This is a genomic window from Bacillus haikouensis, assembly GCF_013179555.1.
Taxonomy (GTDB): Bacteria; Bacillota; Bacilli; order Bacillales; family Bacillaceae_B; genus Rossellomorea; species Rossellomorea haikouensis_A.
The window spans coordinates 1-16,228 of the sequence record NZ_JABMCR010000078.1 but is presented as its reverse complement, the minus strand read 5'-3'; the positions used below and the strand labels follow the sequence as shown (position 1 = coordinate 16,228).

Annotated in this window: 15 protein-coding genes and 3 riboswitches; of the genes, 1 reads left to right on the top strand and 14 read right to left on the bottom strand. The window is 44.6% G+C overall.

The features are described 5' to 3' along the window. The 10 genes from HP456_RS09665 to HP456_RS09620 all read right to left on the bottom strand — a co-directional run. On the bottom strand, nucleotides 1–1,093 hold a 1,093-nt coding region (locus tag HP456_RS09665), incomplete at its 3' end, for a PDZ domain-containing protein (protein WP_172250431.1). Nucleotides 1,094–1,483: 390 nt separating this feature from the next. Beyond that, nucleotides 1,484–2,512: an alpha/beta fold hydrolase gene (locus HP456_RS09660; protein WP_172250429.1), complete on the bottom strand. Its 1,029-nt coding sequence runs from the start codon at nucleotides 2,510–2,512 to the stop codon at nucleotides 1,484–1,486. A 13-nt stretch (nucleotides 2,513–2,525) separates the two neighbouring features. After that, nucleotides 2,526–2,738 (bottom strand): hypothetical protein, encoded by a 213-nt coding sequence (locus HP456_RS09655; RefSeq protein ID WP_172250427.1) that lies wholly within the window; start codon nucleotides 2,736–2,738, stop codon nucleotides 2,526–2,528. A gap of 15 nt (nucleotides 2,739–2,753) precedes the next feature. Beyond that, nucleotides 2,754–3,515, bottom strand: a complete 762-nt coding sequence (locus HP456_RS09650; RefSeq protein ID WP_172250425.1) for an SDR family oxidoreductase — start codon at nucleotides 3,513–3,515, stop codon at nucleotides 2,754–2,756. 472 nt (nucleotides 3,516–3,987) lie between these two features. After that, nucleotides 3,988–5,454 (bottom strand): S41 family peptidase, encoded by a 1,467-nt coding sequence (locus HP456_RS09645; protein WP_172250423.1) that lies wholly within the window; start codon nucleotides 5,452–5,454, stop codon nucleotides 3,988–3,990. 276 nt (nucleotides 5,455–5,730) lie between these two features. Beyond that, complete coding sequence (gene metX, locus HP456_RS09640; protein ID WP_172250421.1) at nucleotides 5,731–6,813, bottom strand: homoserine O-acetyltransferase MetX; 1,083 nt, start codon at nucleotides 6,811–6,813, stop codon at nucleotides 5,731–5,733. Nucleotides 6,814–6,960: 147 nt separating this feature from the next. After that, the gene (locus tag HP456_RS09635) at nucleotides 6,961–8,259 is read right to left on the bottom strand and encodes an O-acetylhomoserine aminocarboxypropyltransferase/cysteine synthase family protein (RefSeq protein ID WP_172250419.1); all 1,299 of its coding nucleotides are present in this window, start codon (nucleotides 8,257–8,259) and stop codon (nucleotides 6,961–6,963) included. Between the two features lie 377 nt (nucleotides 8,260–8,636). Then, nucleotides 8,637–8,758: riboswitch (SAM riboswitch) on the bottom strand. 86 nt (nucleotides 8,759–8,844) lie between these two features. After that, on the bottom strand, nucleotides 8,845–9,981 hold the full coding sequence (locus HP456_RS09630) for a trans-sulfuration enzyme family protein (protein WP_172250417.1): 1,137 nt from the start codon (nucleotides 9,979–9,981) through the stop codon (nucleotides 8,845–8,847). A gap of 406 nt (nucleotides 9,982–10,387) precedes the next feature. After that, nucleotides 10,388–10,969 (bottom strand): peroxiredoxin family protein, encoded by a 582-nt coding sequence (locus HP456_RS09625; RefSeq protein WP_172250415.1) that lies wholly within the window; start codon nucleotides 10,967–10,969, stop codon nucleotides 10,388–10,390. Next, nucleotides 10,966–11,604, bottom strand: a complete 639-nt coding sequence (locus HP456_RS09620; protein WP_172250413.1) for a hypothetical protein — start codon at nucleotides 11,602–11,604, stop codon at nucleotides 10,966–10,968. The genes HP456_RS09625 and HP456_RS09620 overlap by 4 nt, the downstream gene beginning before the upstream one ends. A 329-nt stretch (nucleotides 11,605–11,933) precedes the next feature. Then, nucleotides 11,934–12,026: riboswitch (cyclic di-GMP riboswitch) on the top strand. Between the two features lie 19 nt (nucleotides 12,027–12,045). Here HP456_RS09620 and HP456_RS09615 point away from each other — a divergent pair. Then, a complete protein-coding gene (locus HP456_RS09615) occupies nucleotides 12,046–12,366 on the top strand; it encodes a hypothetical protein (protein ID WP_172250411.1) in 321 nt (106 codons plus the stop codon). A 69-nt stretch (nucleotides 12,367–12,435) separates the two neighbouring features. Here the strand turns inward: HP456_RS09615 and HP456_RS09610 are convergent, their stop codons facing one another. From HP456_RS09610 to ftsE, 4 genes are all read right to left on the bottom strand, one after another. After that, nucleotides 12,436–12,708 carry a hypothetical protein gene (locus tag HP456_RS09610; RefSeq protein WP_172250409.1) on the bottom strand — a complete coding sequence of 91 codons (273 nt, stop codon included), beginning with the start codon at nucleotides 12,706–12,708 and terminating at the stop codon, nucleotides 12,436–12,438. A 155-nt stretch (nucleotides 12,709–12,863) separates the two neighbouring features. Continuing rightward, a riboswitch (cyclic di-GMP riboswitch) is annotated at nucleotides 12,864–12,953 on the bottom strand. 278 nt (nucleotides 12,954–13,231) lie between these two features. Continuing rightward, nucleotides 13,232–14,560, bottom strand: a complete 1,329-nt coding sequence (locus tag HP456_RS09605; RefSeq protein ID WP_246288914.1) for a murein hydrolase activator EnvC family protein — start codon at nucleotides 14,558–14,560, stop codon at nucleotides 13,232–13,234. Nucleotides 14,561–14,599: 39 nt separating this feature from the next. Next, nucleotides 14,600–15,484, bottom strand: coding sequence for a permease-like cell division protein FtsX (gene ftsX, locus HP456_RS09600; RefSeq protein ID WP_172250407.1), 885 nt, complete (start codon nucleotides 15,482–15,484; stop codon nucleotides 14,600–14,602). Beyond that, entirely contained in the window at nucleotides 15,474–16,160 is a 687-nt protein-coding gene (ftsE, locus tag HP456_RS09595) for a cell division ATP-binding protein FtsE (protein WP_172250405.1), read from the bottom strand. The genes ftsX and ftsE overlap by 11 nt, the downstream gene beginning before the upstream one ends. Nucleotides 16,161–16,228 lie beyond the last annotated feature (68 nt).

The following is a 16,228-nucleotide window of genomic DNA, read 5'->3' as shown; positions in this document are numbered from 1 at the left end:
CTCCGTTCGTACCGAGAATCTCAAGTTTACAGTATGCTCCGTTCTTCTGAAGGGCTTCATAGAAACCCCGTTCTGTACTGACCTCTGCTCCATTCACTTTCAAAATGATCTCCCCCACCTGCAGAGATAGTTTTTCTGCAGGTGAATGTGGCAGGATGCCCAGTATCATGACACCTTTAGACTGACGCTTATAAAAATATGGCTTCGCATCCTCGGTTGAGCGGTGACGGTATGCAATCCAGGCACGACCCAATATGGCGACGACCCCGGCACAGATTGAAAACATCGGGGCCCAGAATCCAGTGACAGCAAGCGTCAGGACGAATGCACCTAACCAGAACACGCGGGAACCTGTCTGCTTGATGGAGTTTTCCGGCAGGCTGCTTTTGACAAGCTGCTGAAATCCAAGCAGGAACGGGACACCAAGCAGCGAATAGCTTTCTGTACCAAGGGTGAACACCGGCCACCAGTCGAATGGCAGCGTCAATTTACCTGCCGGGATCAACACGAACATCGGCACCAGCCAAAGCTTCTTGCTTTGGTGAATACCGACCTTCAACCCTCTCTCGCTTTGGATCAGCCGCGGAGAAGTATGCTTCCACCCGTTCATTTTGATGAGTATGCCCTCAATTAAGGTTAGCACTCCAGCCAGAACCATTATCGAACTGAGCAGCCCAAGATTCAACCCTTCCAAATATGTATGTACATATGGAATTTCCCAATCGAAATAACGGACAGTCACGAGAAGGAAATAAGCAAAACCGGTTGTGATCGCAGCTGACACCAGATGAAAGTTTCTTGTGAGGGCAAATAAAACACTCAATGCCCCTGCCAGTGTCAGGGCAATCACCGGAACGACGACCCCTGCCCCAATCGTTACCAGGGAAAACAACAAACCAATCCCTATACCGTAGGAAAAGAGGACCCGCATATCATGATAACCATCCAACAGCCGTGTATGAAAATCCTTTCGTTCCCTTTTCACTCGATAATAGCCTGTCAATATTGCCAAAAGCACAGACATGAACAATACCGGGTGCAGAACAAACTTACCTAAAGCTTTCAAGACGTCCAGTAACCAAAGCTCGACCAATGAAACGTCACCCCCTCAATTAAATTGTTATCTATTATTTTATCAAAATCCACATCTAAAACCTATTGCAATTTTTTCTGATTCTATTACATTGAAAGATTATTGATTCGGATGCGTGGAAATGATTGAGGAAATCATTGTTAGAATCCGTCCTTATTCTTTGTTTCTTCGACAGCATTCCCGATATTTTCCCGGGAAATGATGTCGGAGTTTCTGATACAAAGTGGAAATAAGCCAAGAATGGGAGGAAGACTCCTCCTTTCTCAGCTTATCAAATTAAAGATGATATTGAGTCCAGAAGTTTTTGAACACGATAAACGCAAATCCCAAATAACCGAATGGAAAATCCTCCAGGATGTCACTCTCTAAATAATACATGTCTCCCCTCCTTTATGATCGTTCCTGCAGCCATTCTTTTAAAGCTTGAGGAACACTGTTTTTTATCAAACTTGCATGGCCGCCTTCTACCACTTCCAAATGTTTGTCGCTGCTGGATACGATATTCAGCAGCGGGGAAGAAATATCGGCAGGAACCATATGATCGTATTGGGATGAAATCATGTATAGATTCGATTTGATATTTTTCAAGTCGATCAGATTCCCCCCAAGTTCTAAGCCTCCGTTTACCAACGCGTTTCTCTTTACGAATAACTCTATTAAATCCAAAGCGAATGCACCGGTCATCGGTATATGATCATTGGTCCATTGGTTGAAACGATACCAATAGTATGCATGATCAGGGTCGTAGGATTTCGCCAACAGGGAGAGATAAGGTGATAAGTAGACCGGGGAAGTCAACAGGCGCATTCCGGCTCTTACAATCGAACTTGGAATCGTCCCCATGACCTGGATCAGTGGTTTGATATCCAAATCCCCGATTTTCAGAGCTTCAATCCATTCGCTGAATTCCGGAATGGTTTGGAAGTCGATCGGTGTGACGAAGAGCAGAAGATTTTTTATAAGGTCAGGCCGGAGAGAGGCATACATGGCTGCAAGTGTGCCCCCGAGACAGAAGCCGGCAAAGGAGAGCTGTGCTTGTCCGCTATGCTGTAGCGTTTGTTTGAAGGCATGGTCAATATACTCAAATAGATATTTCTCAAGGCCGATGGAGCGATCCTCAAAGGAAGGCTCTCCGAATTCATATAGATAGACATCATAGCCTTCCTTAAGAAACTGTCCGATCATGCTATATTCCTTTGTCAAATCGAGAATGCCCGGTTTGTTGATATGTGAATACAGAAGGAACAAGGGGATTCTGCCGTTTCGTTCACCGGGCTCATAATGCCAGAGGGTGCTCGTGCCCTTCTTCCAAATAGCCTCTCGCGGAAAATTAGGTTTCCACTCTTCATTCATTGTGATTGTTTTATAAAAGCCAATCCAACGTTCTATTTCCTTGTCATATTCCAGATTGTCATTCATAGCTTCACCTCCCTCACTTGATGTTTTCGATTAAGGTCTTTTGATTGAGAAATTCCAAAAACATCAGCACAAGGCTCAGAATTTCGAGGATACCCTTAATCGACTCCATTAATTCTTTAAATGCAACCACATATTCTCTCTGATTGATTTCAGCTTTGATTGCCTGATTGATTTCAAACTCAACCTCTGTACCTGCGCGTTTTAATTCTCTATACCATTCATCCATTATTCATTTCTCCTTTTATGCCATTGCGGATATTCCGCCATCAACGATTAAAATATGTCCATTCACATACTGAGAAGCAGATGAGGAAAGAAAAACAGCAATCCCCTTTAAATCCTTCCCTTCGCCGAATCTATTGGCAGGGATATGCTGCATGATTGCTGCTCCCTGCTGTTCAAAAAGCTGTTTCGTAATTTTAGTAGGAAAGAATCCCGGTGCAATTCCGTTCACCTGAATATTATGGCGGGCGAGCTTAACGGCAAGATCCTTTGTAAGCGTAATGACCGCTCCTTTACTCGCATTGTAAGGAACCGTGTCCATCAAACCGGGATCCGTTCCTCCAAACCCGGTCACCGATGCGATATTGATAATCTTTCCTGACCGCTGCCTGATCATGACCTTTGCGACTTCCTGCGAAAACATGAACGTTCCTTTCACATTCACTTCCATAACCTTGTCCCATTTTTCGGGAGGTACATCGACAAACGGTCCTGCCCATGATGTACCGCTGTTATTGATTAAAATATCAATTCTGCCGAACTCTCTCACTGTTTCATCCACTACTTTGATAACATCTTCTTTCTTCGTGACGTCACATGCTATAGCCAGAGATCTGACCCCCAGCTCCAGCAGGGAATCCCTCACTTCCTCACAGGACGAAAGATTTCTTGAGCAAACGACAACATGAGCGCCCGCTTCACCTAAAGCAACCGCCATCTCTTTCCCGAGACCCCTTCCGCCTCCAGTCACAATTGCCACTTTTTCTTTTATATCAAACACGTTACTCTCCTCCTTTCTATTAAATAGGTTTCACTCTATATAATAGATTTTTCTGGAAAAACAGTGCATGAATTCAGGGGAAATTGATAGAATTAGTTGATTTGCCTGTGAGATGGAAAGGAGAGCTCCCTGCCTCGGTTTGGTGATTGAGACTGGTCCGGTTCGGTCATTTTGAGCCTGGCTCATTTCAGACGATTTGATCCTGGTTCGGATTGGGTGACTGGCACCATCTGCTGTTTTTGTGCCAGGCACAAATCGACACTATTGTTCCTGGCACAAATCGTCAAATCTACATTATCGTTCCTGGCACAGTTTGAAGAATTGTACCAGGCACAAATTTCCGAGGTTACACCTGAGTCATGAAACGGTTCTTGGAGCAAATACAAATAGAATGCTATGCACGGGGATGCACTCTAATCTTTTCAAAAATGAAAATGACCGCCTCCCTTATCGGAAGCGGTCCTGATTATGATTACTCGGTTGCAGCCTGTGCTTTTGCAATGCGATTTACGTATTCTATTGCGGATTGGAGCTGGAGATCGTTCTTTTCGTTTTGCACTTGCTTGTAGATTTCGGCCTGCAAATGTTCAGCTGTTTTCGCGTCGATGATTCCGTTTGCGTTGATGCCTTGCTGGATCTGGAATTCCTTGACGGCCTGTTCTGTTTTCTTGCTGTAATAGCCGTCTGAACGGTCGAGCATGAATCCGAGACCTTTCAGCATTTCCTGTGCATTTTTCACTTGATCGTTATTCATTTCCGGCTTTAGCGGTTTTTCAATTTGAAGTGGGTGGGCGTAATAGTATGCCGGTTGTTTGACTTGGACATCAGGCAGTATCCCCTTCTTGTGAATCCAGTTTCCGTTCGGAGTGAGCCATTTGTACATTGTCAGCTTGATGTTGCTGCCATCCCCCATCGGAACGGCCTGCTGAACTGTGCCTTTTCCGAAGCTCTTCGTTCCTATCAGCGGATAGCCTTCCGTTTCTTTCAGTGCCCCCGCAAGAATTTCCGAAGCCGAGGCGCTTCCTTCGTCAATCAGGACGACAACCGGATAGGCTTTCTTCTTTTTATTGTTGGAGAAAGATTTCATGACTTCGCCGCTGCGTTCCTGAATCTGGATGTATGGCTTCTTCCCGGTTACAAATTCTTGGAGAATCTGTTCTACACTAGACAGAAGTCCGCCCGGATTGCCTCGGACATCGATCACCAGGCCTTTCACCTTTTTCTTTTCAAGCTCTGCCAGCTGCTTTTTAAAATCAACTGCGGTATTTTCAGAGAATGTTGTGATCTGGATATACCCTGTGGTGACCCCGTTCACTTTTTTTACATCCGAATGAACCGTTTCGACTGGAATATCATCCCGTTTGACGGAGACTTCAATCGGATCTGACACGCCTTCTCTCACTACTTCCAATTTCACTTTGGTGCCTTTTTTCCCTCTTATCTTGAGGGTAGCTTCATATAGATCCAGGCCGTCGATGCTGCTGCCGTCGATTTTGACGATGCGGTCATTCGGCTTCAGCCCTGCTTCTTCTGCTGGCGAGTTTTTAAAAGGGGCAACGATGATCAGCTTTCCGTCCATCATCGTGACCTCTGCTCCGATTCCTTCAAATGAAGAATCAAGCGCGTCATTAAACTGTGACGCTGTTTCGGTGTTCATATAGACCGAGTAGGGATCATTCAAGGTCTTCAGCATCCCTTGAATCGCACCCTCCACAAGCTCCCCTTTGTTCACATCTTGAAAAAATTTCTCACTGATCAGATCATAAGCCACTTCCACTTTATGAAGCTTGTCATTTACTTCCCCGTCGCCGCTGAACTCTGTAAGCTCGTCCCCTGATTCAGTGAAATCAAACAGGGTGACTCCTCCGTACATTCCGCCTGCCCCGATCAGCATGCTGATCACGATTGCAATGATAAGCTTTCTGCCTCTCAACTCCATATTTCCCCCTCCAACTTGTTTTCATGACTGATAAGAAAAGTGCCGGATGCCACCGGATGAACAATGTTTGTCCATGTTGGATCATTAAGCAACTGACGCTGACAGCTTGTCTGCCGTTATAAGTCATGCCTTTACCCGAGCATGCAGCAGCCAGACACTACGAAAAGCATTGCGATTCTTATCCAAAGAAAAAGACACCACACAAAAACGCGCTATTCGCGGTGCGATGTCTTTGCTTATTTAACTATATGCCGGAGAGGGACGGGTTATGATACTTTAGCCGTTCACAACACGATTGGGTTGATATTGTTTCAGATGGGAGGAAATCATGCTCCCCCATTTCTCGAATTCCACCAGAAAACCGTCGTGGCCAAATTCAGTGGAGACGAAATAATGCCGCCCTGACCGAACCTGAATGGTGAATCTTTCGAGATACTGGGGAGAATAAATCAAATCACCTTCGTAGCTGATGGTGATGAGTTCAGTTGGATAGTCAGCAGCAATGTCATCAAGCGTGCAGTCCCGGTTCCTGCTTAAGTCGTGCGAGTTCATGGCTTTCAGGAGCGTCAGGTAACTGTTCGGATCGAAACGCTTTGAAAGCTTGCTTCCCTGGTAATTCAGATAACTTTCCACTTGAAAAGAAGACTGAGCTTCTTCCCGATTAAAACGGTCATCAAAAAGCCGGGGTGTCCTGTAGGTGACCATCCCAACCATTCTGGCAATCTCCAAGCCTTTTAAAAGAGTGCCTGAAGAATAATCCCCGCTTTGAAATCCCGGATCGGACTCGATTGCCTGGATGCCGATATGATTAAATGCCAACCCGTAGTCGCTGAGAGCAGGTGTGACGGCAAGTGCGAATACTTTGTCGACGAAGAATGGATACATCATCCCCCACTCCAGTGCCTGCATCCCGCCCAAAGAACCGCCGATCACTGCATGAAGATGAGGGATCGACAGTTCTTTCAGAGCAAGATATTGAGCTTTGACCATGTCTCTTACTGTGACACTCGGAAAATGACGGCCATACGGCTGACCTGTTGCCGGGTTGATGGATGCAGGCCCGGTGCTGCCATCGTTGCCGCCCAGCACGTTAAATGACAGGATCGCATATTCATCCGTATTGAGGTACGAGTTCGCACCAATAAGGCCTTCCCACCACCCTTTGCAGTCCGGAGTCCCTTTTACAAGGTGATTTCCTGTGAGCGCGTGACAGATAAGGACGACTGGTCCTTCCGTGTTGCCGATTCTTTCATAAACAAGCTCCACCTGTTCCAGGGTGTCGCCGCATTCCAAGGTCAGGGTTGGGATCGTAATGGAGTTCACTTCATATTGTCTTTTACTGGTGTGCGGGTTCTCCATTCCGTCGCCTCCTTTTTGGTGAGTGATTGGGGGAGACGGGCTGGATGATCTGCCCGCTTCCCGCTATTTTTACAACTGGTAACTGAGGTTGTTTCGTCATTAAAGTTTAATTTACTCCACTGTGTATTAGTGGTTAAATCGTTCGAATTATACCGGTGATGCAGCCAGAGCCGCTTCGATCGCGCTGTCCAGGTCTTCAATCAGGTCTTTAACCGATTCCAATCCGACCGATAAACGAACCAATTCTTCCGTAACACCGGTTGAACGCAGTTCCTGATCATTCAATTGCTGATGGGTCGTCGAAGCCGGATGGATGATGAGTGATTTTGCATCTCCAACGTTCGCCACATGTGACCAGAGGGTGATGTTATCCACGACTTTACGACCGGAATCCCTTCCGCCTTTGATGCCGAAGACGACAATCGAACCTGCTCCTTTTTTCAGGTATTTTTGAGCAAGTGCATAGGACGGATGCTGAGCGAGACCCGGATAAGTAACCCACGCCACACCGCTGTGCTCATTAAGATGCTCCGCGATTTTCAATGCATTTTCCGTATGTCTTTCAATTCGCAGGTGCAGAGTTTCCAGCCCCTGCAGAAGCAGGAACGCGTTTTGCGGGCTTAGGCATGCCCCGAAGTCACGCAGCAGCTGGACTCTCAATTTTGTAATGAAAGCAGCTTCGCCGACATCGATGCCAAAACGGATTCCATTATAGCTCGGGTCTTCTTCTACGAATCCCGGGAATTTCTTATTATTCCAGTCAAACTTACCGCCGTCGACAACGAGTCCGCCGATCGCTGTTCCGTGACCGCCAATCCATTTTGTGGCTGAATGGATGACGATATCCGCTCCCCACTCAATTGGCTTGGTAAGATACGGTGTCGCGAAAGTGTTATCGATGATGAGCGGAATTTCATTGTCATGCGCCACTCTTGCGACAGCTTCAATATCAAGAACGTGGAGGCTCGGGTTTCCGATCGTTTCGGCAAAAACAGCCTTTGTTTTCGGCGTGATCGCGTTTCGGAAGTTTTCAGGATCGGTCGGATCAACGAAATGCACCTTGATACCGTACTTTGGAAGCGTCGTGGAGAAAAGGTTGTACGTGCCGCCGTATAGATTCGTGGCAGCTACGATTTCATCCCCTGCTCCAGCGATATTCAAGATGGACAACGAAATCGCCGCCATTCCGGATGAAACACCAAGTGCGCCGATTCCCCCTTCCAACAGGGCAATCCGTTTCTCAAGAACATCCACAGTCGGGTTCATGATCCTGGAGTAAATATTCCCCTCCTCTTCAAGACCAAATAATTTCGCAGCGTGTTCACTGTTATCAAATACGTACGAAGTCGTCTGGTAAATTGGCACTGCACGTGAACCTGTAGATGGATCCGGTTCTTGGCCGCCGTGAAGTAATAACGTTTCTACATCGAATGATTTTGTCATCATGAATTCCTCCTGGTTTTTGGTTTGGTGGTTTTCCATTGGCTTTTTGGACAGAAATGGTTTTTATGCTTGCAGATAAGCGGTACAGGTCTTGAGTCAGCATTATGAGAAATGGTGAATATGGGATAGATATTCAGAATAGATATTCAGCTGGTGATTTTTTGCTGATTTTCACTTGCTGATATTACCGGGAATTTCACCTGGTGAATATTCCGCTTTATTCATCAGCTGAATTTTCGGCTTTATTCATCAGGTGAATTTTCGGCCGCAACCCGCCTTCTGACCAAGTTTCAAAACCATTCAACATTCTAGGAATTTTGAGAAGAGGAAAAATCAAAAACCCCCTTCCTAAGAAGAGGGTCTAATTTAATAGGGTCCTCCTCTTATCTTTCAGACATATGTCTGCAGGAATTAGCACCTTTTCATGCAGCCGCAATTTTCTGCGGGCATGAAGGTTGCCGGGCTTCATCGGGCCTAGTCCCTCCGCCTCTCTGGATAAGAGCGATTTAGTTGTCATTAAGTAGTGCGTTGAGATGAATTATAAAGGCAACTCAACTTAACGTCAAGTATGTTTTCAGATTTTTTTCATTATTTTTTACATTCTGTGATTGCTTCATTAAATTGAGTGACGATGTCCTCTGCGTCCTCGATACCTAACGAAATGCGCACTACATGTGTGTTGATGCCCAACTTCTCCTGTGCTTCTTTCGGCAGCGCACGATGTGATGTGCCGAGCGGATAGGAGACGGTCGTTTCCACTCCTGCAAGGGTCGGCACAATTTTGATCCAGCCGAGGGATTTGAAAAAAGCGCTGATGTCGCATGAGCCGTCAAGCTCGATTGTCACAATGGCTCCGTGGCCTTTTTCAGAAAGGTCATTCGGATAATATACGTGTTTTACATGCTGATTTGTTCGTAAGTTCTCAGCAAGCACACCGGCGTTATGAGCTTGAGCTCCCATTCGGAGACCCAATGTTTTTGCCCCCCTGGCTGTCAGCCACGCTTCGAACGGACTTAAATTGGAGCCCATGTTGACCACTTTTTCCCTTGCTTTGATTACAAGATCTTCTTTTCCGGTTACGACGCCTGCCGTGATGTCACTGTGTCCTCCGATGTATTTGGTGGCACTGTGAGCGACGAGGTCCACTCCTTCAAGATAAGGCTGACGAAGAAAAGGAGTGGCGAATGTGTTATCGATGATTGTTTTGAGATGGTGTTTTTCCGCAAGATTGACCAGCAGCGGGATGTCTTCCACCCTCATGAACGGATTGGTGACTGTTTCACTGTAAAGCAATTTTGTATCAGGTGTGATGGCTTGTTCAATTTCTTCACGTTTGGTGAAGTCGACGAAAGTTGTCGTGATGCCGAATCCTTTCAACTCTTCCTTCAGCATATGGAAGGTGCCCCCGTACAGATCCTCTGCCGCTACAATGTGGTCGCCGGATTTCACTACTGCAAGTACGGCAGCCAGGATCGCTGACAAGCCTGAAGATGTCGCAACTCCGGCAGGCGCGCCTTCAAGAGCAGCTACCATCTGACCCAGTTCATCTGTATTCGGATTTCCCGTCCTTGTGTAGAGGTAAGGTGATTCCCCTTCGAAGAATCCTTCAAGCTCTTCCAGTGATTTGAATGAAAAAGCGGAAGTTTGGTAGATTGGCGTCGTCTTGCTGCGAATCCCCTCTGTGCCTTTTAACTGGCTATGTACTACTTTTGTTGTGAACTTCATGTATGTCATCCTTCCTCTTGAATCTTTTGATTTTAGAAGAGTGTACCATATTCAGAAGATTGTGAGGAAGTAAAATATTTCGGGAGACGTATTATTTTTCGTGAAAAAGCTGCAGTGATTGAGTCAATGAGTGGAGAGTTTTCGACAATTTGGGCAATTATTTGGAATCTTTCACAGTGGCTGGATTAACAGAGCACTGAGACGATTACTAGCATAAATCTCAGCTGCTGGATAGTTTTACCGGTGATTATATAAAAAGATGATTCAAGGTATTCTCCCTTACGAAATAACAAATAACCTGCCGCAAAATCCGCAGCAGGTTTTCCTCTATATCGTTTCAAACAGTCGACCAATAGTTTATTATCTCTTTCCTTGGGTTGGCCCGTCCTTGGATGAGTTCAACTCGTCAGTTCATTCCTTCGACCATTTCGGCCATCATTTCTTCGTTCATGGGGCCGACGATTTTGTGCCGGATTTGTCCCTTGGTATCAACCATGTAGGTGGTCGGGATTGTAAAGGCCCGGTATTCGTCGCCAATTTCACCGTCTTCATCCATCGGAATCGGAAAGGTAAGTTCGTAGCCATCAACGAATTCTTGTACGGCGCTCTTTCCATCATCCAAGCTTGTCAGGTTCACGGCCAGAATTTCGACATTTTCTTTGTCAGCATTTTTTTCGTAGTATTTTTGCATATGAGGCATTTCCGCTTTACACGGCGGACACCATGTCGCCCAGAAGTTAAGGATCACTTTCTGACCCTTGTAATCGGAAAGCTTCACTTTTTCGCCAGCCAGCGTCGTTAGTTCAAAGTCCGGTGCACTGTCGCCTTTCGTCAGTCCCTGCCCGGCATTCGAGAGGTCCATTGATTCCCGCGCAAGCTGTGCTGCTTCTTCCCTTTGTTTTTTCTCCTGTTGATCCTGGAAAACGTTCACTAGAAAGATCCCGATCAGGAGAGCAACGACGGCTAATGCAAAATTACGTTTATTCACTGGGTTTTCCTCCCCGCTGTATTAAGAAATGACGCCCGCTCTTCTTTTATCAGCAGAAAAAGCAGAACAATGGCTAAAATGATGTATGTCAGTATAGTCGTGTCCATTTGGAATCCTCCGAAGGAATTCATTAGAAATTGGTTCAATGTAAAAATGGTGAGCAGTTGAATCGACCATACGTTTTTCCCGTTGGTCCCCAATTTATTCAGTAATAAGAGAAGCAATACACCGTTAAAAATCAATTGTACCGTCCCAATTATGTATGTCCCGTTCATAAGGTCGAACATACCTTCATAGACAAGGACGGTCATGACCCATGCAGTCAATACATGATATCGATTTGCACTTTTAATAAAAGTATATACCAGGATGCCTGCAATTCCCATCCAATACCCTGCAGTCCCGCCGTGAAAATAGAGAATCGTGATGGGATGCTTGATGACCGTGGCAAAATCGACAACGATTACACTCAACTTCCAAGTCAGGATAAAGATGAAAATCGCGTTCGAATACCAGTCGCCGGCTTTCCTATTCCAGAAAAAGAGAAACAAGAAGGTCGTGAGAAGAGCAGCGGCAATTGCTGCCCACGAGCCTGGAAAGGTGAAGGCGCCAATATTATACCATTGATTAATCATTGTGGTTCCCTCATTTTTTATCTTGATTGACCGGCCATCGTACCTCGAGTGGATGGTGCTGTCCGTTCATATAGATCGACAAATTGCCTGTGAAATCCATTGGTGCTCATAAGCCCTAATTTGATATGCTGAAATTTTGATCATTCATGATACCCTGTTATGTATTTCAGTATGGTACTTTTCATTCCACCAATCAAGCAGAATGACTTTCTTACAGCTGTATATGTATATAGTCTTTAAGTACCATTACTTTATCTTTATATACGGTTAACAGTATAGCAGAAATGGACGATAATAAAGGTAAGTTGGATTTCTTTTTGACAGGATTCTGTTGAAAAAGGCAAACTCTGAAAGGGAAGGACGCAAAGCTTCGGGTCTAAGGCGTTTTGACAGTATAACGATAGGATTGCCGGGCCGCCAACAAAGAATAAAGGGGGAATCATGATGACATATGAAGAGCTCCAAACGATTAAACGTTATATAAGCCGTTTGAATGCGCTGTTTGAATTAAGGGGTGATGATCCAAAGTATGCAGGAGAATATGTCCAGCTAATTCGTTCTTTCTTACGGATACAGCCTAAAGAGACATACTTGCCAATGATGGAAGTGATGACGTTGATCAAATATCAAAAGCCTGTAATCTTTCAATTATTGAAGAATCGTGGTCAACGTGATCAGCACTTTGAATTTCTTACGAACATCACAATGGACATCAGGACGGCTGAAAAGAATCTTGAACAGTGGCTTTCCGAATCCGCATGACACTTACGATAATAGATATGTATAATAGCAAAAAACCGGCGGTCAATAGAAGCAGACATCCGGTTTTTATTATATGATGGCTCTTTTATCTGGATTAGCTTTCTGTGAACCTCTTAGTGCTTCTAAAATAAGCAGCAGATAAAACCCTGTGTTGCCGCCTCTCCGATCGATCAGCTGGATGTCCTCGACAATTCGCTTCGCTTCTTCATAGCCAATCCTGTTCAGTACCAAGTCGCTTAATTCCTCTGCTGTATAGGAGCCGTACTTTTTCAAAGAGGAACGATTTCTCCTGCAAAAACTTCTTAACTGCCTTCTGACATCAGCTGCATTCCCTTGTTCCATCTTCTAATCTCCTTTCCTGATTCACGCTTAAGAAAACTGCACACAATTGACTTTTGAGGGTAAATACATTCCAAAAAAACAGCCCGCCAAAAAGAATGGCGGGCTATAAATGAAGCTGACAATTTTCGACAAAATTCATTTATTTTCCAATCCTTTTCGGTAACCCGGCGGTCATAGTTTCTTTTGAAACGTTAGATCCGTGGCTTTGCGTCCTAATCTTTCGAATTAGTTTGCCGTTATCGAAGGTTGCTATATAGTTCAAATGTTATAGTTCATTCGTTATCGTTAATACTATAGTACCAATTTCACATCTGATTGAAAAGTGATTTTCGACATTTGTCTTCATTATACATTATTACGTATGATTTGTAAGGTGCAGGAAGTATTCTTTTATGAATATTGCGGTTATAGCATAGAGTGTTTCAACAGGAAGGATTCCAAAAGCAAATTCAACTTATACTCTATTTATCCAAAAAAATCCTGCCATAAACGTATGGCAGGATTCTTAAAGGCTATCATTCTATTAGAAGTTGATGTATTGACGCGGATTTACAGAGTTTGATTTCGATGCATTCCAAGAACCTGCATGAAGTTCAAAGTGTAAATGCTGACCGAATGAGTACCCTGTGTCACCCATGAAGCCGATTCGCTGACCTTTGTCTACAGGCGTCCCAGTACCTACTAATGATGAAGACATATGGGCATAGACTGTAGTGAAGGTTTTTCCGTTGATTGAGTGCGTGATGTACACGACGTTACCGTAGCTTGAGCTGAAGTGGCTCTTGATGACATATCCATCCGCTGCAGCGACGATCGGCACACTTCCACCTGCAGCAATATCTGTTCCATAGTGGAAACGAGAGCTTCCGTTCAATACATCCCAGCCGTACTCAGTTGTGATACTTCCTGATGCTGGTCTTGTCCAAGTTCCGGAACTTACCGGTGTGCTCGGTGTGCTCACTGAAGCAGATGCAGAACCGCCGCTGCTTGACGTTGATGCTTTTTTGGCAGCTGCTGCTTCAGCTTGTCTTTTCTTCTCAAGTTCACGCTGACGTGCAAGTTCTGCTAAACGTGCTTGCTCTGCCTGGATTTCCCCGCCGATTTGCTGTTCCATTTTCGCAAGTTCACTTGATTCTTTTTCAAGATTCACTTTTTCTTTTTCAAGCGAAGCCTCCTGCTTTTCGAGCTGTTTGAACAGTTCCGCTTTTTGAGCCTTTTCACTGTTAAGGTCCTGCTTCAGTGTTTCCAGGCTTGCTTTATCATTTTCTAATTGAGCAAGTTTGCTTTCTACTTCTTCTTTCTTCTTCTCTAATTTTTCCTGGTCCCTCTTTTGCTCGTCCATGATTTTCTTATCTGCACTTACGATCGTATTAACTGCAGAGACCCGGTTGATGAAATCACCGAAGCTGTCCGCGCCAAGAAGCACGTCAAGATAGTTTGCTGAGCCGCCTTTTTCCTGAATCGCACGAGCACGTTCTTTTAAAAGTTCATTACGCTCTTTGATCTTATTTTCCAGTTCTTTGATCTCTACTTTCAGCTTCTCAACTTCAGCTGTTGTTTCTTCGATTTCTTTTGCTTTTTCTGCGATTTTATTCTCTGTGTCTTTTATTTTTGCATCAAATTCTGCAATTTTCGCTTTAATTTCCTGCTGTTTATTGATGTTGGCATTGATTTCTGATTTCTTCTCATTGATCTTACTATTAATTTGTTCCTTTTTAGAGGAAACCTCATCTTGTTTCTTTTTCAAATCCTCTACTGAGGAGTGAGCGTTAGCCGGGTTAGCTAACGTTGGAAGGCTCCCGATTGTTAATGCTGCTGCGATTGCTATTGACATAAAATACTTCTTGTTCAAGCGGCATGCTCCTTTCAGCTTCTATCAACCTATCAATTTTTAAACTTTTAAGAATTTACGTACAGACATGAAGCTTCCCCAAGCCCCGATCAAGCATCCCATTAATAGGATCAAACCGTTTACTTGAAAGATAAATGGGGTAAAGTCCAGTATCTGGATAAAATGATTTTGAAGTTTTGGTTTTATAAATTCGTAAGCATAGTAATAACCAGCTGTAACAAGAGCGATCGGGATAATAGAACCTAAAACACCAAGCCATAGTCCTTCCAGGACGAACGGCCAACGTACAAACCAGTTGGTTGCACCTACGAGTTTCATTATCTCGATTTCCCTTCTTCTAGCGACAATCGTTATCTTAATCGTATTTGAGATGAGGAACATCGCCGTGAACAATAGACCGATGATCAGGACCAGACCGACGTTTCGACTCATTTCCAGGATATTGAATAACTTTTCGATCTTCGCTTCTCCGTACATTGCTTCATTAACATGTTCATACTTGTTAATCTGTCCAGCAATTTTACCGGTGTCACGGGGATCTTTCGCTTTTACAATAAATACATCATATAATGGGTTATCTTGCTCGAATAATCTGAAATCGTCACCGAGATCCTTTACAAGATTCTGAAGTTCTTCTTCTTTGGAAGAATAGTTGACGGATTCGACTCCATTAAGTTTCTCTATCTTATCTCCAACGACCTTAGCTTCTTCCTGCTTCGTACCGATTTCCATCAGCACGCGGATTTCGACATCTTTCTCTATATCGGTTGCAACCTTGTTCATGTTTAACATCAGGACGATGAACACACCAACAAGTAATAATGTGACGGTTACTGCACTGACTGATGCGAATGTCATCCAGCCGTTTCGGCCGATGCTCTTGAAACTTTCCCTTACGTGACGGGCATACGTCCTAGCCTTCATAACCGTAATCACCTCGCTGTTCGTCGCGGACAATCCGGCCATTCTCGATGGCGATTACCCGATGCTTGATTGTATTTACGATTTCCCGGTTATGTGTAGCCATGATCACTGTTGTACCACGGTTTGCGATTTCCTCAAGGATGTTCATGATATCCCAAGATGTTTCAGGATCAAGATTCCCTGTGGGCTCGTCCGCAATCACAAGCTTCGGTGTATTGACGATTGAACGTGCAATCGATACCCGCTGCTGCTCCCCGCCGGATAACTCATCCGGAAGCATCCTTGCTTTATGCTTAAGACCAACCAGTTCCAATACATCCATGACTCTCTTCTTGATCTGTTTCGGCTGCTCTTCGATTACTTCGAGTGCAAACGCAACATTCTCATAGATTGTCAGGGAAGGAAGCAGTTTGAAATCCTGGAAGACCACTCCTATATTCCTGCGTAAATGAGGTACTCTGCTAGTCTTTATCTTTGCCAGATTTATACCATTCACGATGATATCACCTTTGGAAGGTTTCACTTCCCGGTACATCATCTTGATGAACGTTGACTTTCCGGCGCCGCTTGGACCCACGACATAAACAAACTCGCCTTGCTTAATGTGGACGTTGAACCCATTCGCAGCCATAACACCATTGTTATACTGCTTATAGACGTCTTTCATTTCTATCATTATATAATCACCTAATTTGTAGTATGTAGTTCCCCTCTTGGCTGTTTCAACAATATGCGTGACTAAAA